A 17,888-nucleotide genomic window follows, 5' to 3' on the forward strand; every position below is an offset into this window, starting at 1 on the left:
CCGCCGCTCACGCCGAAGCCGCCGGCTGCACCGCCCGCCGCGCCGCCTGCGCCGCCCGAGCCTTCGTGACCCGAGCTCACCGCGTTCAGCGCGCCGTGCGCAACCGTCGACTTCTCGACGTGCGTCGCCGCCATCGTGCGCAGGTAGTAGGTCGTCTTCAGACCGCGCACCCAGGCGAGCTTGTAGATCTCGTCGAGCTTCTTGCCCGATGCGCCCGCCATATAGATGTTCAGCGACTGCGCCTGGTCGATCCACTTCTGACGACGCGACGCCGCCTCGACGAGCCACACCGGATCGACTTCGAACGCGGTCGCGTAGATCGCGCGCAGGTCGGCCGGGATGCGGTCGATGCGCGAGAGCGTGCCGTCGAAGTACTTGAGGTCGGCGACCATCACTTCGTCCCACAGGCCGCGCGCCTTCAGGTCACGCACGAGGTAGTCGTTGACCACGGTGAATTCGCCAGACAGATTCGACTTCACGTAGAGGTTCTGGTACGTCGGCTCGATACATGCCGACACGCCGATGATGTTCGAGATCGTCGCGGTCGGCGCGATCGCCACGCAGTTCGAGTTGCGCATGCCGTAGGTCGCGATGCGCGAGCGCAGCGCCGCCCAGTCCATCGACTCGCTCGCATCGACTTCGACGTAGCCGCCGCGCGCCTGCTCGAGCAGCTTCACCGAGTCTTGCGGAAGGATGCCGCGATCCCACAGCGAACCGCGGTAGCTCGAATAGCGGCCGCGCTCTTCGGCGAGCTCGGTCGACGCGTAGTACGCGTAGTAGCAGACCGCTTCCATCGAGCGATCGGCGAACTCGACCGCTTCCTGCGACGCGTACGGCGTGCGCAGCACGTGCAGGCAGTCCTGGAAGCCCATGATGCCCATGCCGACCGGGCGATGCTTGAGGTTCGAGTTACGCGCCTTGGCGACCGCGTAGTAGTTGATGTCGATCACGTTGTCGAGCATGCGCATCGCGACGCTGACCGTGCGCTTCAGCTTGTCGTGGTCGAGCGCGAGCGTGCCGTCGGCCTGCTCCTTCAGGTGCGCGACGAGGTTCACCGAGCCGAGGTTGCAGACGGCGATTTCGGCATCGCTCGTGTTCAGCGTGATTTCCGTGCACAGGTTCGACGAGTGAACGACGCCGACGTGCTGCTGCGGCGAGCGCACGTTGCACGGATCCTTGAACGTGATCCACGGATGGCCGGTTTCGAACAGCATGCCGAGCATCTTGCGCCACAGCTGCGCCGCCGGAATCTTCTTGAACAGCTTGATCTCGCCGCGCGCGACCTTGTCTTCGTAAGCCGTGTAAGCCGCTTCGAAATCGGCGCCGAACTTGTCGTGCAGGTCCGGGCAGGTGGACGGCGAGAACAGCGTCCAGTCGCCGCCTTCCATCACGCGCTTCATGAACAGGTCGGGAATCCAGTTCGCGGTGTTCATGTCGTGCGTGCGGCGACGGTCGTCGCCGGTGTTCTTGCGCAGCTCGAGGAATTCCTCGATGTCGAGGTGCCACGATTCGAGGTACGCGCACACCGCGCCCTTGCGCTTGCCGCCCTGGTTCACGGCGACCGCCGTGTCGTTGACGACCTTCAGGAACGGCACGACACCTTGCGACTTGCCGTTGGTGCCCTTGATGTGCGAGCCGAGCGCACGCACGCGCGTCCAGTCGTTGCCGAGGCCGCCCGCGAACTTCGAGAGCAGCGCGTTTTCCTTGAGCGCTTCGTAGATGCCGTCGAGGTCGTCGTCGACCGTGGTCAGGTAGCACGACGACAGTTGCGAGCGGCGCGTGCCCGAGTTGAACAGCGTCGGCGTCGAGCTCATGAAGTCGAAGCTCGACAGCACGTTGTAGAACTCGATCGCGCGCGCTTCGCGGTCGATCTCGTTGAGCGCGAGGCCCATCGACACACGCATAAAGAATGCCTGCGGCATCTCGATGCGCACGTTGTCGTGATGCAGGAAGTAGCGGTCATACAGCGTCTGCAGACCGAGGTAGCCGAACTGCAGGTCGCGATTCGCGTCGAGCGCGGCGCCGAGACGCTTCAGGTCGAACTGCAGCAGCTTGTCGTCGAGCAGTTCCGCCTGCACGCCGCGCTTGATGAACTGCGGGAAGTACTCGGCGTAGCGCTCGCCCATTTCGGCTTGCGTCACTTCTTCTTCGAGGATCTCGCGGCGGATCGTGTGCAGCAGGATGCGCGCGGTGACCTGGCTGTAGGCCGGGTCCTTTTCGATCATCGTGCGCGCGGCGAGGATGGCCGAGTCGTACACCTGGCTCATCGGCACGCCGTCGTACAGGTTCTTCACCGTTTCCGCGACGATCGGCTCGGCGCTCACCGCCTCGCCGAGATTCGCGCACGCCGACTCGATGATGCCGCGCAGCGCCGCCATGTCGAGCGGACGCGTGACGCCGTTGTCGGTCACGTTCAGGCCCGGCGTGCTGCCCGCGCCGGCCTGCTCGTCGTGCACGCGCGCCTGGTTGCGCTTCTCGCGGTACAGCACGTAGGCACGCGCGACGTTGTGTTCGCCGCCGCGCATCAGCGCGAGTTCGACCTGATCCTGAATGTCTTCGATATGGAACGTGCCGCCGTTCGGGCGGCTGCGCACGAGCGCGCGCACCACGCTCTGCGTCAATTGCTCGACCAGTTCGCGCACCCGCGCCGACGCCGCGCCCTGACCGCCGTTGACGGCGAGGAACGCCTTCGTCACGGCGATCGCGATTTTCGACGGCTCGAACGCCACCACGCTGCCGTTGCGGCGGATCACCTTGTAGTCGGCGTAGCTGGTGTGCGGCGCGAGCGCCTGCGCGCTCTGTGCCTGGCCGAAGGCCTGGCCAGCCGGTGAGCCCTCGTAGCGGGTCGTCGCGTTGTCGGTGGTTTGCATGTGCAAAGCTCCTGGTCCTGGAAATTGCGGCGAGTGCCGCGGATTAAATCGAACGCCGCGCCGCCGCGAGCGCGTGCGATGAGATACAGGAAGGCCGGCTACGCCGGTTGGCGGGATGCGACTGCGATGAGGCCTGGTTCGATTTGATGTCGGTCGTCATCGAGCATGTCGCGATCACTGGCTGGTCCTTTCCTGAATGCGTCTGGATGCGGCCGGAGATCCCCTTACCCGCCGCGCCCCAGGAATTTTTCGCTGCCTGGAATGCTTGCGGCGCCATGCTCGAAGAGCGGGGCGCCGCAGACTTATACACCCGGTTATTCACATGGTTATGCACAGCCAACACAAGATATAGTGCGAAACCGGGTTTGTGGCACCAAGTATAGTGGAGATTCGAGACAGGTCAAACCGTTTTATTTGCTTTCGAAGTCTTGACTTTTCTGCTCGCGCGCGCAAAAGGCATCGCGTGCGGAACGAGGCGGCGCCTTGTTCCGCGCGCTTTACACGAGATTGCGCGAAGGATCGCGGAAGGCCGTTTACCGGCCCGCGGAAAACTTGAGATAGGGGAAATACCGAGCGTCGAGCGAGGTGTCGCGCTGCAGTCGCGGCCACTCGAAATGCGGACCGGGATCGGTCTTGCGGCCGGGCGCGATGTCGGAGTGACCGGCGAGCGCGTCGATCGGATAGCGTGCCTTCAAAGCGCTCACGAGCGCGGCGAGCGTGCGGTATTGCGCCGCTTCGAAGGCGGTGGTGTCGCTGCCTTCGAGCTCGATGCCGATCGAGAAATCATTGCAGCGCTCGCGGTCGAAAAAATTCGACGGCCCCGCGTGCCACGCGCGCTCGTTGCACGACACGAACTGTTCGAGCGCGCCGTCGCGATGAATCACGAAATGCGCGGACACGCGCACGCCGCGCAGATGCGTGTCGTAGTACGGATGCGCATCGCAGTCGAGCGTGTTCTGGAACAGCTCGGCGATCGCGGTGCCGCCGAACTCGTTCGGCGGCAGGCTGATGTTGTGGACGACGATCAGCGTCGGCACGGCACCTTGCGGCCGCGCTTCGAAATTCGGCGAGGGCAGCTTGCGCGCGGCGGAAACCCAACCGTCGGCATCGACGGCGAACGCGACGCTCATCGGGCGTCGCGGCCGCTCGGACGCGCGCCGTGACGCTGCGCGTGCGCGGCGCAGCAGAAGGTCTGCCCCGCCACGCTCACCGAGTCGCTCTGCGGCGCATGCACGCCGCACTCGACGCAGCGGATCATCGGCTCGGCAAGCTGCGGCTGCCCGTTGGACGAACCTGCGCCGTTATTCGCGGCGTTGGCACCGCTGTTCGCACCATTCGCGCCGGCGCCCGTGCGTTGCGCGGTTTGCGCGTCGTGACGGCGCAGCGCCTTCACGAGCCATTGACCGACGATGAACAGCAGGATCAGCAAAAAGATTTGTCGCATGGTGACACGCTCACACTACAGGCCGGTGCAACAGCACCTCGAAAACAAAACGGCTGCCGACGTACGCGAGCAACAGCGCGACGAACGAGGCCAGCACCCAGCGCAATGCCGCACGGCCGCGCCAGCCGGATACCTTGCGCGCGGTCAGCAGCGCGCCGAACATCACCCACGAGAGAATCGCGAACACGGTCTTGTGATCGAGCCGCAACGCGCGGTCGATCAGTTGCTCGCTGAACAGGATGCCCGAGACGAGCGTCAGCGTGAGCAGCACGAAGCCGGCGCCGATCAGACGGAACAGCAGCTTTTCGAGCGTAAGCAGCGGCGGCAGCGTGTCGAGCCAGCTCGACCACCAGCCGTTGCCGGCCGCCGCGTGCCGTTGCGCGAGACCGCCGCGCATCGCATGCAGACGCCGCTCGACCGCGAGCATCAGGATCGCGTGCAGTGCCGCGATCGCGAACAGACCGTAGGCGATGTTCGCGATCAGGAAGTGCAGCTTGAACATCGGCGCGGCCGCATACGGCAGCACGCGCACCCCGCCGAACGCGAGCGGCAGCAGCGACGCGACGCAGGCGAGCGGCAACACGAGCAGCCGCAAGCCGTCGAGCGGGAAGAAGAAACTCTCGATCCAGTAGATGCCGGCGCCGAGCCAGAACATCGCCGACAGCGCGAACGCGAAGCCGAACACCATCGCGTTCTGCGGGAAGATCGTGGTATGCAGCAGCACGCCGTGAGCGAGCAGCGCGACGCACAGGAGCGCGCGCCCGGGCACGCTCATACCGGTGGCGACCGAAGCGCCCGTGCCGGCGGCATTGACAGGCAACGGCGGGGACAACGGCGGCACGCTCTCGAGCAGCGGGCGCGCGGCCGCGTGCCGGTGCGAGCGCCAGCCGGCCACGGCGAGGCCGCCGTAGAGAAGCGCGGTGAGGGCATACAGTACAATATCCATATTCGAAGTTTACACTAGGGCCCTGCTCCGCGACGTCTTGCGCTTCGCGCGCTGCGCGGGCCCCACCGTTCATCGCTCCCCATGCTCGACAATCTGACTCAACGGATGGCGCGCGTCGTCAAGACGCTGCGCGGCGAAGCCCGGCTCACCGAGGCGAACACCCAGGAAATGCTGCGCGAAGTGCGTCTCGCACTGCTCGAGGCCGACGTGGCGCTGCCCGTCGTGCGCGAGTTCATCGCCAAGGTCAAGGAGAAGGCGCTTGGCGAGGAAGTGATCGCCAGCCTGTCGCCGGGCCAGGCGCTCGTCGGCGTCGTGCAGCGCGAGCTGACCGCGGTGATCGGCGGCGACTACGAAGGCAAGGCCGCCGAGCTCAACCTCGCCGTCACGCCGCCCGCGATCATCCTGATGGCGGGTCTGCAAGGTGCCGGCAAGACGACCACGGTCGGCAAGCTCGCCAAGCTCTTGCGCGAGAAGTACAAGAAGAAGGTGCTGACGGTTTCGTGCGACGTCTATCGGCCCGCCGCTATCGCCCAGCTGAAAACGGTGACCGAGCAGGTCGGCGCGGACTTCTTCCCGTCCGAGCCCGACCAGAAGCCGGTCGATATCGCGCGCGCCGCGGTGGACTGGGCCAGGCGCCATTACCACGACGTGCTGCTCGTCGACACGGCCGGCCGTCTCGGTATCGACGAAGCGATGATGAACGAAATCGCCGCGCTGCACGCCGAACTGAAGCCGGCCGAAACGCTGTTCGTCGTCGACGCGATGCTCGGCCAGGACGCGGTCAATACCGCGAAGGCGTTCAGCGACGCGCTGCCGCTCACCGGCGTCGTGCTCACCAAGCTTGACGGCGATTCGCGCGGGGGCGCGGCGCTGTCGGTGCGTCACGTGACGGGCAAGCCGGTCAAGTTCGTCGGCGTGGCCGAAAAGCTCGACGGCCTCGAAGTGTTCCACCCGGACCGCATGGCAAGCCGGATTCTCGGCATGGGCGACATCCTCGCGCTCGTCGAGGAAGCGCAGCGCGGCGTCGACGTGCAGGCCGCGCAGAAGCTCGCCGACAAGGTCAAGAAAGGCGGCGACTTCGACCTCAACGACTTCCGCGCGCAGCTCACGCAAATGAAAGGCATGGGCGGCCTGTCGTCGCTGATGGACAAGCTGCCCGCGCAGTTCCAGCAGGCCGCGGCCGGCGCCGACATGAGCCAGGCCGAGAAGCAGATGCGCCGCATGGAAGGCATCATCAACTCGATGACGCCGGCCGAGCGCGCCAAGCCCGAGCTGATCAAGGCGACGCGCAAGCGCCGCATCGCCGCGGGCGCGGGCGTGCAGGTGCAGGAAGTCAACCGCATGCTGAACCAGTACGAGCAGATGCGCACGATGATGAAGAAGCTCAAGGGCGGCAATCTGCAGAAGATGATGCGCGGCATGAAAGGCATGCTGCCCGGCATGCGCTAAGCTTGATGGGGACGGTCGCGCACGCCACGCGCGCAAACGCCGTGGCATCGTGCGGCTGACGCCGGGTTCGCGCGGGTTTATATTCTCTAGCGCACGGCGCCGTCCCCGACCGGAACGTCCCACGGGATGTTCCCACTCACTCTATGTATACAGTTACCGCCCGTTAGACGTCATGAACCGCGAAGAAGCCCTCCATATTTTTCAACACTCCGAAGAGATCGTTTCGGCCTCGGACGTCAACGCATCGATCGCCGGCATGGCAACCGCCATCCGCAACGAGATGAGCGAGGACTTCCCGCTCGTGCTGTCGGTGATGGGCGGTGCCGCGGTGTTCACCGGCATGCTGCTGCCGCATCTCGATTTCCCGCTCGAGTTCGACTACATCCACCTCACGCGCTACCGCAATACGACGAAAGGCAGCGACGAAATGCAGTGGCGCGTCGCGCCGGCCGAGTCGGTCAAGGATCGCGTCGTGCTCGTGCTCGACGACATCCTCGACGAAGGCGAGACGATGGCCGCGATCCGCGACCGCATCCTCGCGATGGGCGCGAAGCGCTTCCTGTCGGCGGTGCTGTGCGAGAAGATCATTCCGAAGGCGAAGCCGCTGCGCCCCGACTACTGCGGCTTCGAGGTGCCGGACCGCTACGTGTTCGGCTGCGGGATGGATGCGAAGGGGTACTGGCGCAACCTGCCGACCATCCGGGCGTTGACCGAGGGGGCGTAAGTCGCGCACTGGCGCCTCGGCGCTCCGGCGTAAAAAAAGCAGCCTGTGTTGGCTGCTTTTTTTATGGCTGCATCGGCGACAGGTGGCCTACCGACTCCCGCGTCATAGCTGGTGCACGAAAGAGCGAATCCCGCCGAGCATCATCTCGACCGAGATCGCCACGAGCACGAGCCCCATCAGTCGCTCGAACGCCGCCATCACGCGTTCGCCGAGCCAGGCCTGGATGCGCTCGGCGAGCATCAGCACGATCGCGCAGACGATCATCGTAACGGTCAGCGCGCCGATCCACTCGAACGTCTTGCCCGGCGCCTGCGAGGTCAGCAGCATCACCGTCGCCAGTGCCGACGGACCGGCCAGCGCCGGAATCGCGAGCGGCACGATGAGCGGCTCGCCGCCGCGCGCGTCCCCGCCGAACGGGCCGTCCGGATGCGGAAACACCATGCGCAGCGCGATCAGGAACAGCACGATCCCGCCGCCGATCCGCAACGACAGGTCGCTGAGGCTCATCATGCGCAGAAAGCCCTGCCCGAGCACCATGAACACCAGCAGGATTGCAAACGCGATCGCGACCTCGCGCAGGATCACGACCGTGCGGCGCTCGGGCGCCACGCCCTGCAGACAGCTGACGAAGATCGGGATGTTGCCGAGCGGATCGGTAATCAGGATCAGCAGCACGGTCGCCGACAGAAAGGTGTACTCCACCGCTCGCTCCGCCTGGTACGCCCGCTCAGCTCACTCGCTTAATGCGCGAGTGCCGCGCGCACTTTGTCGATCACGGTCTGCGCCGCGCTCTCGACCGGCAGCAGCGTCGCTTCGGCATCGCGGCGGCCCTGGTATTCGAGCTTGCCGTCCTTCAGGCCACGGTCGCCGATCACGAGACGATGCGGCACGCCGATCAGCTCCCAGTCGGCGAACATGACGCCCGGACGCTCGCCGCGATCGTCGAGGATCACGTCGATGCCGGCCGCGACGAGTTCCGCGTACAGCTTGTCGGCCTGCTCGCGCACCGCGTCGCTGCGGTCATAGCCCATCGGGCACAGCACGACTTCGAACGGCGCGATCGACTCCGGCCAGATGATGCCCTTGTCGTCGAAATTCTGTTCGATCGCCGCGCCGAGAATACGCGTGATGCCGACGCCGTAGCAGCCCATTTCCATCGGCCGCGGCTTGCCGGTTTCGTCGAGGCAGGTCGCGTTCATCGCTTCCGAATACTTGGTGCCGAGCTGGAACACGTGGCCCACTTCGATGCCGCGGCAGATGTCGAGCACGCCCTTGCCGTCCGGCGACGGATCGCCCTTCTTCACGTTGCGAATATCGGCGACGACCGGCTCCGGCAGATCGCGGCCCCAGTTCACGCCGGTGGTGTGATAGTCGACCTCGTTCGAGCCGACCACGAAGTCGCTCATGTTCGCGACGGTGCGGTCCGCGATCACCTTGACCGGCTTCTTCGTGTTGATCGGACCGAGATAACCCGGCGGCGTGCCGAACGTTTCGACGATCTCGGCTTCGGTCGCCATGCGGAAGTCGGCGAGACCGGGCAGCTTGGCGGCCTTGATCTCGTTCAGGTCGTGGTCGCCGCGCAGCATCAGCAGCCAGATGGTCGGCTCGGCGCCTTCGTTTTCGGTGGCGAGAATGATCGACTTGATCGTGCGCTCGAGCGGGATGTTCAGCAGTTCGGCGACGGCCTCGCACTTCGCCTTGCCCGGCGTGGCGGTCTTCTTCATGTCCTCGGCGGGCGCCGCGCGCTGCGCGATGAGTGGCAGCGCTTCGGCCGCTTCGACGTTCGCGGCGAAGTCGGAAGTCGGGCAATAAGCGATGGCGTCCTCGCCGGTGTCGGCGATCACGTGGAATTCGTGCGAGCCGCTGCCGCCGATCGAGCCGTTGTCCGCCGCGACCGCGCGGAACTCGAGCCCGAGGCGCGTAAAGATGCGCACGTACGCGTCGTACATCTTGCGATACGACTCGCGCAAACCTTCGATGTCCTTGTCGAACGAGTACGCGTCTTTCATGATGAACTCGCGGCCGCGCATCACGCCGAAACGCGGACGGATTTCATCGCGGAACTTCGTCTGGACCTGATAGAAGTTGACCGGCAACTGACGGTAGCTCTTGATCTGGTTGCGCGCGATGTCGGTCACGACTTCCTCGTGCGTCGGCCCCATCACGAAGTCGGCCTGCTTGCGGTCCTTGAAGCGCAGCAGCTCGGGGCCGTACTTCTCCCAGCGGCCCGATTCCTGCCACAGCTCGGCCGGCTGCACCGCCGGCATCAGGAGTTCGATGGCGCCCGCCCGGTTCATTTCCTCGCGCACGATGGCTTCCACCTTGCGGATCGAACGCAGCCCGACCGGCAGGTAATTGTAGATACCGCCAGCGACGCGGCGGATCATGCCGGCGCGCACCATGAGCTTGTGGCTGACGATCTCGGCGTCGGCAGGAGCTTCCTTGAGCGTGCCGATAAAGAAACGGGAGGCTTTCATTCAGATTGTCCAAAAGCGGCGGCTCCGGAGGGACCGCCCGAAAAGGTGAAAACGTTGGGGAAATCGATACAGATCCGCCGCCGGGAGCACCGTTCGCCCGACCGGCGGCACCCAGCCCCGCACGGCGCCGCAACCGCCGCGCGCAGCCTTCGCACAAGGGACATGGCACGGGAAACCGACAGGCTACCGCAAACACGGGCCCATTGCGGCGAATCGTTCCATTCTTATGCGATTCGGTGCGTAGGGTCCGTTATCTGTTTATAATCAAAGCAATTTTAAAGGATTCGAAGGTGGTTGTATGCTGGATCGTGAAGGCTTTCGCCCGAACGTCGGCATCATCCTCTTGAACGCGCACAACGAGGTGTTTTGGGGCAAACGGCTCCGTGAACATTCCTGGCAGTTTCCGCAAGGGGGCATCAAATATGGTGAGACCCCCGTGCAAGCGATGTATCGGGAGTTACACGAAGAAACCGGACTGCTTCCTGAGCACGTCAAGGTGATCGGTCGCACGCGCGACTGGTTGCGTTATGAGGTGCCTGACAAGTTCATCAAGCGTGAAGTACGCGGTCATTACCGCGGCCAGAAGCAAATCTGGTTCTTGCTCCGGATGGTGGGACGCGACTGCGATATCTGCTTGCGCGCCACCGACCACCCGGAGTTCGATGCCTGGCGTTGGAACGAGTACTGGGTGCCGCTCGACTGTGTGATCGAGTTCAAGCGGGATGTGTATCAGTTGGCGCTGACGGAGCTATCCCGTTTCATGCGCCGGCCTGTGCCGCGTGCGGAAAAACCTGGCGGGCACCATGGGTCGCGCTATCCCCGGGTGACCTCGTCGATGCAGAGTCCTCCGGATTCCACGGTCAGTACGGTGACTTCGGTCACTGTCGTGAGTTCGGTGAGCATCGCGACCACGACTCACGTTGTGGTCATGCAGGATTGCGGAGATGACGCCGAAGCCGTACAAGCGAACAGCGAAGCGCGGCATGACGAGGAATCCGCCGACGAAAGCGCCGGCCCGCTGGTCCGGCCGGGCATGCGCGGTTAACAATTCCGGGCGGCTGTCGATGCCGCCTCTCTCTGGCGCGGCTTTCGGGCCGCGTCCGTCTTTCGAGGGAATCAGATTGAAAGCATTTGCTCTCGCCGCGGCGTGCGTCGCCACCGGCGCCCTGCTGGCAGGCTGTTCGAGCGCCGGCAAACCGACCAATAAAGACGACAGCGCGTTCGTCTATCTGCTGGACCGCAAGGGCAACTGGGTTGAAAACAAGGTAGACACGCTGCCACCTCTGCCGACGGAGGCGAATCTGCTGCCGTTCGAGGTGTCCGGCAATACGCCGCTGCAATTCGCAATCGACGCGAAATCGGTCAGCGTCGGCGACGACGGCGTCGTGCGTTACACGGTGGTCGTCACGAGCCCGAGCGGCGCGCGCAACGTGAACTACGAAGGTATCCGCTGCGACACGTACGAGTGGCGCCAGTATGCGGGCCTGAATGCCGATCACGACGGCTGGGACAAGGATGTCGCCAACCAGTTTTCGCGCATCGAGAATGGCGCGCTGAACGCGTACCAGGCGGCGCTGTACCAGGACTACATGTGCGCGAACAAGATTCCGACTGGCAGCGCGCAGCACATCGTCGAGAACATTCGCTACAAGCGCACGCAAACGTCGCAGATTCACTGAGTTGCGTTCGCGGGCGCGCTCCGGGTTCCTCCCGGTGCGTTGCGCCAAAGACGGAAAAAGCCGTTCCAGTTCAGGCTGGAGCGGCTTTTTTGTGGGCTTTGGCTTTCTACGAACCTTGTTCGGGTTCGCGTCGCGGGACGAATCAGAGCAACACGAGGTTGTCGCGGTGGATCAACTCGGGCTCCAGCATATAGCCGAGCACCGACTCGATTTCGCCGCTGGGGCGCCGCTGGATCAGCCTGGTTTCGGCGCTGCTGTAGTTCGTCAAACCGCGCGCCACCTCGCGCCCCGACGCGCTCACGCACGCAATCACCTCGCCGCGCGCAAACGCCCCCTGCACACCAACGATGCCGATCGGCAACAGGCTCTTGCCGCCTGCGGTCAGCTTTTCCACCGCGCCGTCGTCGATCACGACGTGGCCGCGCACCTGCAGGTGATCGGCCATCCACTGCTTGCGCGCCGCCATCCGCGCGGTGCGGGCGATGAGCTGCGTGCCGATCGCTTCGCCCGACGCAAGCCGCGACAGCACGTCCACCTCGCGTCCGCTCGCGATCACCGTATTGGCGCCGCTATGCGCCGCGCGCTTGGCAGCAAGAATCTTGGTCAGCATGCCGCCGCGGCCGAGGCTCGAACCTGCGCCGCCCGCCATCGCTTCGAGCTCCGGCGCGCCGGCGTCGGCCTGCTGAACGAGCGTGGCACTCGGCTCCTTGCGCGGATCGGCCGTGAAAAGGCCTTGCTGATCCGTGAGAATGACGAGCGCGTCGCCTTCGATCAGATTGGCGACCAGCGCGCCGAGCGTGTCGTTGTCGCCGAACTTGATTTCGTCGGTTACGACCGTGTCGTTTTCGTTGATGATCGGCACGACGCCGAGGCGTAGCAGCGTGAGCAACGTGGAGCGCGCATTCAGGTAACGCTCGCGGTCGGCGAGGTCGGCGTGCGTCAGCAGAATCTGCGCGGTCTGGATCGAGTGCTCGGCGAAGCGGCTTTCGTACACCTGCGCAAGCCCCATCTGCCCGACGGCCGCGGCCGCCTGCAACTCATCGATTTCACGCGGCCGTTTGGTCCAGCCGAGCCGCTGCATGCCCTCGGCGATGGCGCCCGAGCTGACCAGCACCACCTCCTTGCCTTGCGCGCGCAGCGCCGCAATCTGCGCGGCCCAGCGGCCGATCGCCGTATGATCGAGGCCGCGCCCGTCGTTCGTGACGAGGCTCGAGCCGACCTTCACTACCAATCGCCGTGAATCCGCGATGACCGAACGCATCGTGCGCTGTCTCCCAAGATGACGCGTGATACATGCCGGCAGCCCGCCTGCTGGCGCCGGCGCTGGAGTTTTTATTCCTGCGGGTGGCTGCCGGACTCGCCAACCGCGGCCTGGACTCCCGATCCTTCGCGGAAACGCACGTCGGAAGCAAGGTCTTCGGCTTCGGCCGCGCGCTGCGCATCGGAATGTTCGGCGAGGTAGTCGAACACCGCGTAGCAGAGATTCTCACAGCCCTGGCCGGTCAGCGCCGAAATCTCGAACACCGGACCATCCCAGCCAAAACCTTCGAGGAACGCCGACACGCGCGCTTCGCGCTCGTCTTCGGGCACCATGTCGAGCTTGTTCAGAACGAGCCAACGCGGCTTCTGATAGAGCTGATCGTCGTACTTGCGCAGTTCGTTGACGATCGCCTTCGCTTCCACGACCGGATCGATCGACTCGTCGAACGGTGCAATGTCGACGATGTGCAGCAGCAGGCCAGTGCGCTGCAGGTGGCGCAGGAACTGGTGGCCGAGACCCGCGCCTTCGGCCGCGCCTTCGATCAAACCGGGAATGTCGGCGATCACGAAGCTGCGGCTCGGCCCGACGCGCACCACGCCGAGATTCGGCGCGAGCGTCGTGAACGGGTAATCGGCGATTTTCGGCTTCGCGTTCGACACCGACGAGATAAACGTCGACTTGCCGGCGTTCGGCATGCCAAGCAGGCCAACATCGGCCAGCACTTTCAGTTCGAGGCGCACCATGCGGCGCTCGCCCGGCTTGCCGTCGGTCTTCTGACGCGGCGCGCGGTTCGTGCTGGATTTGAAATGCAGATTGCCGAGACCGCCCGCACCGCCCTGCGCAATTTGCACGCTCTGATTGTGCTCGGTCAGATCGGCGATCAACTCGCCGGTTTCCATGTCGGTGATCGTGGTGCCGACCGGCATGCGCAGCGTGATGTCGTCGCCGCCCTTGCCGTAGCAGTCCGAACCGCGACCGTTTTCGCCGTTGCGAGCCAGATGTTTTTTCGCGTAGCGGTAGTCGATCAGCGTGTTGATGTTGCGGTCCGCGACCGCGATCACGCTGCCGCCCCGGCCGCCGTCGCCGCCATCCGGACCGCCGAACGGAACGAATTTCTCGCGGCGCATCGACGCGCTGCCATCCCCTCCGTCGCCGGCGATGACTTCAATCCTCGCTTCGTCAATGAACTTCATGCGTAACTCCGTCCCGTATGTGCTGCCAGATGCAGGGTGTACTGCCTGATTGGATGCTGCTATTTTGCCGCGCGCGTTGCGCGTTGATCAATCGACCGAACGGCATAGGCACAGCCAGCCAGCGATCGATGCCGCGCGCAGAAGGCGCCGCAATAAAAAAGGCCCCGCGAACTTCGCGGGGCCTTTTTCCGGTCCTGAAGCCCGTGCCTGATTAAACTCAGGCTGCCGGGACGACGGAAACGGTGTGCTTCTTCGCCGCGCCCTTCGTCGAGAACTGAACGTGGCCGTCCTTCAGCGCGAACAGGGTGTGATCCTTGCCCATGCCGACGTTTTCACCAGCGTGCATGCGCGTGCCGCGCTGACGCACGATGATGCCGCCAGCGTTGATAGCCTGGCCGCCGTAAACCTTCACGCCGAGGCGCTTCGATTCGGAGTCGCGGCCGTTCCGGGACGATCCGCCTGCCTTTTTGTGTGCCATTTGATCTGCTCCTTAACCGGTGCGCTTACGCGTTGATCGCGTCGATGCGCAGTTCGGTATAGTTCTGGCGGTGGCCGCCATGCTTCTGGTAGTGCTTCCGGCGACGCATCTTGAAGATGGTCACTTTTGCGTGACGACCTTGCGACACGACGGTAGCCTTGACGGAAGCCCCACTGACCAGCGGCGTACCGAACTTAATCGATTCGCCTTCGCCCACTGCGAGAACCTGGTCGAGCGTGATTTCAGCGTCAATGTCTGCCGGTATCTGTTCTACTTTAAGTTTTTCGCCGACGGCAACCTTGTACTGCTTGCCACCGGTTTTTATGACCGCGTACATTGAGAACCTCACTCTTTGTTCATTTTTCCCACGCACCGCGCGCGGAAACTCTCGATTATACATGGAGTTAGCTGCTCGGTCAAAACCTGTTTCCAAAACCGTTTAAGAGTCTTTCCGCCGCCTTCCGGCCTTACTTTCGCGACGGGGCGAGCGGCACCCGGCACCTCCCACGCAGCCCCGGCATGCGGCGCTGCCGACGCGGCAAAGCGCCCGCGCCGCAGCCGACGACCCGGAAGCGCCCCGATCGCCTTATAATTCGCGGCACTACCCAATTCAGCCATCATGTCGTCGACTGCCACCCCTTCCCCCAACGTCGCCAGCCTGCTTGCTCCGGTCGCCGAAGACATGCAGCAGGTGAATCGCGTCATCCGGCAACGTCTTGCGTCCGACGTGATGCTGATCAACCAGATTTCCGAGTACATCATCGGCGCCGGCGGCAAACGGCTGCGGCCCGCGCTGCTGCTGCTCGTGGCGGGCGCGCTCGGCGACACGACGGGGCACCGGCACGAACTGGCGGCGGTCGTCGAATTCATCCACACGGCCACCTTGCTGCACGACGACGTGGTCGACGAATCGGACCTGCGGCGCGGCCGTCAGACCGCCAACGCGCTGTTCGGCAACGCCGCGAGCGTGCTGGTCGGCGATTTTCTCTACTCGCGCTCGTTCCAGATGATGGTCGGCGTCGGCAAGATGCGGGTCATGGAGATTCTGTCGGAGGCGACCAACATCATCTCCGAGGGCGAAGTGCTGCAATTGCTGAACATGCACGACGCGGACGTCGACGAAGCCCGCTACATGCAGGTGATCCGCTACAAGACCGCCAAGCTGTTCGAAGCGGCCGCGCAGCTGGGCGCGGTGCTGGCCGGCGCGGACGCGAAAATCGAAGCGGCCGCGGCGGAATTCGGCCGGCGCATCGGCACGGCGTTCCAGATCATGGACGACTGGCTCGACTACACGGGCACGGCCGAATCGATGGGCAAGAACGCCGGCGACGATCTGCGCGAAGGCAAACCGACGCTGCCGCTCATCTATCTGATCGAACGCGGCACGCCGGAGCAGTCGGCACTCGCGCGCGAAGCGATCGAGCAGGGCGGCACCGACCGTTTCGAAACGATTTTCGAGGCGATCACGCGCTCCGGCGCGCTCGATCACACGCTCGAATGCGCGAAACAGGAAGCCCAGGCAGCCGCGACGGCAATTTCTTCATTCCCCCATTCCATTTTTAAAGAGAGCCTGCTAGAATTATGTTCTTACTCGACGGCAAGGCAGTCTTGAACGAGACTGAAACGCCGGATTAGTCTGAATCGAGTCAGCAGTACCTAATCGGGGTGTAGCTTAGCCTGGTAGAGCGCTACGTTCGGGACGTAGAGGCCGGAGGTTCGAATCCTCTCACCCCGACCAGATTCTCCTTGTTCGTTCAAGGTTCAAAAACCGCCGCAGCATTGCTCGGCGGTTTTTTGTTTTGCACGTCGTTTTTTACCCGCAGCCGTTGCTACACCGGCGACACACAGCCACCACATCGTCCATATCGGCGCCAACCCCAGTGGCGGGCCGCATAGCCCCCTCTGCTATATTCTCTCCATCCTTTCCCTTATTTTTCACGACGCGTGGAACAACTTCCCTTATGGGCGCAGATTGGCGCCGTCCTTCTGCTGCTCGTCTGCTCCGCCTTCTTTTCCATTTCCGAGACAGCGATGATGGCGCTCAACCGCCATCGTCTGAAGCACCTTGCCAACCAGAACACGCTCGGCGCGAAAACGACCCAGGGCCTGCTCGCGCGTACCGATCAACTGCTGAGCGTCATCCTGATCGGCAACAACCTGTTCAATACGATCATCCCGGTGCTCACGACCTCGCTCGCGCTGCACACGTTCGGCCGCAACAACCTCATCCTGTCGATCGCGACCGGGCTCGTCGCGTTTCTGATCATCGTGTTCGCGGAGATCACGCCGAAAATCGTCGGCGCAACCTTTCCCGAGAAGATCGCGCTACCCGCGAGCCTGCTCATCGCGCCGCTGATGCGCGCCGCGAAACCGCTCATCTGGTTCGTCAACCTGTTCGCGAACGGCATCCTGCGCGTGCTGCACATCAACACGAAAAGCGCGCGCGACCAGCGGCTCTCCACCGAAGAATTGCGCACCATCGTGCTCGAGTCCGGCAGCTTCATGCCGACCAAGCACCGCAGCATCCTGCTGAATCTGTTCGACCTCGAAAACATCTCCGTGGACGACGTAATGATCCCGCGCCGCCGCATCGAGGCGCTCGACTTCGACGCGCCGTTCGAGCAGATCCTGCATCAACTCGAAACCTGCTATCACAACAAGCTGATCGTCTACCAGGGCGACATCGACCGTGTGCTCGGCGTGCTGCACGTACGCAAAACGCTCGCGGCCCTGCACAACCAGGAACTCGGGCGCGACACCCTGCGCGAACTGCTGACCGAGCCGTATTTCGTGCCGAGCGGCACGCCGGTGTTCCAGCAGCTCCAATATTTCCAGGAGAGCCGCCAGCGCACCGCGCTCGTCGTCGACGAATACGGCGAACTGCAAGGGCTCGTCACGCCGGAAGACATCATCGAGGAGCTGATCGGCGAATTCACCACCTCGATTCCGCGCGGCGCCAGTTCGCGCGGCGGCTGGAACGAGGATGGCGAATGCATCGTCGCGGGCAGCATGCCGCTGCGCGAGCTGAACCGCTGGCTGCACCTCACGCTGCCCACCGACGGCCCGAAAACGCTCAACGGCCTGATTCTCGAAATTCTCGAAGACATTCCCGATGGCGACGTCTGCGTGCAGATCGGCGAGATCAAGCTCGAAGTCATGCGCAGCGACGATCAGGCGATTCGCACCGTCAAGCTGTTCAAACCGCCGTCGCGCAAAGCCGCCAAAGCGCGCCCCAACTGACGCCCTGGCTGGCAATCGCCGATTCGCGATCAGCATCGCACACGGCCGTTCAGCGCGCCATTAGCCGAATGGCTGAATGGCGCCGCCGTCCTCACTGCCGGAAGATGAAGCCGTCACGTTCTACAGG

The 17,888-nt window shown here is 64.1% G+C and carries 16 protein-coding genes and 1 tRNA gene; 7 read left to right on the plus strand and 10 right to left on the minus strand.

The genetic code is table 11. The features are described 5' to 3' along the window. The 4 genes from GXB81_RS11755 to ccsA form a co-directional block, all read right to left on the minus strand. A partial coding sequence (locus GXB81_RS11755; RefSeq protein ID WP_205989202.1) for a ribonucleoside-diphosphate reductase subunit alpha occupies positions 1–2,870 on the minus strand: 2,870 nt, incomplete at its 3' end. Positions 2,871–3,403: 533 nt separating this feature from the next. Continuing rightward, entirely contained in the window at positions 3,404–4,000 is a 597-nt protein-coding gene (ampD, locus tag GXB81_RS11760) for a 1,6-anhydro-N-acetylmuramyl-L-alanine amidase AmpD (RefSeq protein ID WP_167048758.1), read from the minus strand. Then, the gene (locus tag GXB81_RS11765) at positions 3,997–4,314 is read right to left on the minus strand and encodes a PP0621 family protein (RefSeq protein WP_167048756.1); all 318 of its coding nucleotides are present in this window, start codon (positions 4,312–4,314) and stop codon (positions 3,997–3,999) included. The genes ampD and GXB81_RS11765 overlap by 4 nt, the downstream gene beginning before the upstream one ends. 10 nt (positions 4,315–4,324) lie before the next feature. Further along, a complete protein-coding gene (ccsA, locus tag GXB81_RS11770; protein WP_167048754.1) occupies positions 4,325–5,260 on the minus strand; it encodes a cytochrome c biogenesis protein CcsA in 936 nt (311 codons plus the stop codon). A gap of 81 nt (positions 5,261–5,341) precedes the next feature. Here ccsA and ffh point away from each other — a divergent pair, with 81 nt between their 5' ends. Both ffh and GXB81_RS11780 read left to right on the plus strand, forming a co-directional pair. After that, positions 5,342–6,709, plus strand: coding sequence for a signal recognition particle protein (gene ffh / locus GXB81_RS11775; protein ID WP_167048743.1), 1,368 nt, complete (start codon positions 5,342–5,344; stop codon positions 6,707–6,709). Between the two features lie 172 nt (positions 6,710–6,881). Beyond that, on the plus strand, positions 6,882–7,433 hold the full coding sequence (locus GXB81_RS11780; RefSeq protein ID WP_167048741.1) for a hypoxanthine-guanine phosphoribosyltransferase: 552 nt from the start codon (positions 6,882–6,884) through the stop codon (positions 7,431–7,433). A 102-nt stretch (positions 7,434–7,535) separates the two neighbouring features. Here the strand turns inward: GXB81_RS11780 and GXB81_RS11785 are convergent, their stop codons facing one another. Further along, complete coding sequence (locus tag GXB81_RS11785) at positions 7,536–8,135, minus strand: MarC family protein (protein WP_167048739.1); 600 nt, start codon at positions 8,133–8,135, stop codon at positions 7,536–7,538. A gap of 38 nt (positions 8,136–8,173) precedes the next feature. Continuing rightward, positions 8,174–9,910, minus strand: coding sequence for a proline--tRNA ligase (locus tag GXB81_RS11790; RefSeq protein WP_205989203.1), 1,737 nt, complete (start codon positions 9,908–9,910; stop codon positions 8,174–8,176). Positions 9,911–10,208: 298 nt separating this feature from the next. On the opposite strand from GXB81_RS11790, the gene GXB81_RS11795 reads away from it, so the two are divergent. Together GXB81_RS11795 and GXB81_RS11800 are read left to right on the plus strand one after the other, a co-directional pair. Then, the gene (locus tag GXB81_RS11795; protein ID WP_167048735.1) at positions 10,209–10,955 is read left to right on the plus strand and encodes an RNA pyrophosphohydrolase; all 747 of its coding nucleotides are present in this window, start codon (positions 10,209–10,211) and stop codon (positions 10,953–10,955) included. A gap of 76 nt (positions 10,956–11,031) precedes the next feature. Beyond that, positions 11,032–11,589: a CNP1-like family protein gene (locus tag GXB81_RS11800; protein WP_167048733.1), complete on the plus strand. Its 558-nt coding sequence runs from the start codon at positions 11,032–11,034 to the stop codon at positions 11,587–11,589. A gap of 142 nt (positions 11,590–11,731) precedes the next feature. Here GXB81_RS11800 and proB read toward each other — a convergent pair whose 3' ends face one another. The 4 genes from proB to rplU all read right to left on the minus strand — a co-directional run bounded on the left by proB (position 11,732) and on the right by rplU (position 14,858). Further along, positions 11,732–12,850 (minus strand): glutamate 5-kinase, encoded by a 1,119-nt coding sequence (gene proB / locus GXB81_RS11805; protein ID WP_167048731.1) that lies wholly within the window; start codon positions 12,848–12,850, stop codon positions 11,732–11,734. A gap of 71 nt (positions 12,851–12,921) precedes the next feature. Beyond that, the gene (cgtA, locus tag GXB81_RS11810) at positions 12,922–14,043 is read right to left on the minus strand and encodes an Obg family GTPase CgtA (protein ID WP_167048729.1); all 1,122 of its coding nucleotides are present in this window, start codon (positions 14,041–14,043) and stop codon (positions 12,922–12,924) included. 217 nt (positions 14,044–14,260) lie between these two features. Next, positions 14,261–14,521 carry a 50S ribosomal protein L27 gene (rpmA, locus tag GXB81_RS11815; RefSeq protein WP_008923994.1) on the minus strand — a complete coding sequence of 87 codons (261 nt, stop codon included), beginning with the start codon at positions 14,519–14,521 and terminating at the stop codon, positions 14,261–14,263. A gap of 25 nt (positions 14,522–14,546) precedes the next feature. Then, positions 14,547–14,858, minus strand: coding sequence for a 50S ribosomal protein L21 (gene rplU / locus GXB81_RS11820; protein ID WP_007180329.1), 312 nt, complete (start codon positions 14,856–14,858; stop codon positions 14,547–14,549). A 282-nt stretch (positions 14,859–15,140) separates the two neighbouring features. Between rplU and GXB81_RS11825 the strand changes: the two genes are divergently transcribed. The 3 genes from GXB81_RS11825 (at position 15,141) to GXB81_RS11835 (ending at position 17,761) form a co-directional block, all read left to right on the plus strand. Continuing rightward, a complete protein-coding gene (locus tag GXB81_RS11825; protein WP_167048727.1) occupies positions 15,141–16,133 on the plus strand; it encodes a polyprenyl synthetase family protein in 993 nt (330 codons plus the stop codon). 49 nt (positions 16,134–16,182) lie between these two features. Beyond that, positions 16,183–16,259 (plus strand) — tRNA-Pro (locus GXB81_RS11830). Between the two features lie 206 nt (positions 16,260–16,465). Continuing rightward, entirely contained in the window at positions 16,466–17,761 is a 1,296-nt protein-coding gene (locus GXB81_RS11835; RefSeq protein WP_167048725.1) for an HlyC/CorC family transporter, read from the plus strand. The last annotated feature ends 127 nt before the right edge of the window (positions 17,762–17,888 follow it).

This window comes from Paraburkholderia sp. Ac-20336, assembly GCF_017105025.1.
Classification (GTDB): domain Bacteria; phylum Pseudomonadota; class Gammaproteobacteria; order Burkholderiales; family Burkholderiaceae; genus Paraburkholderia.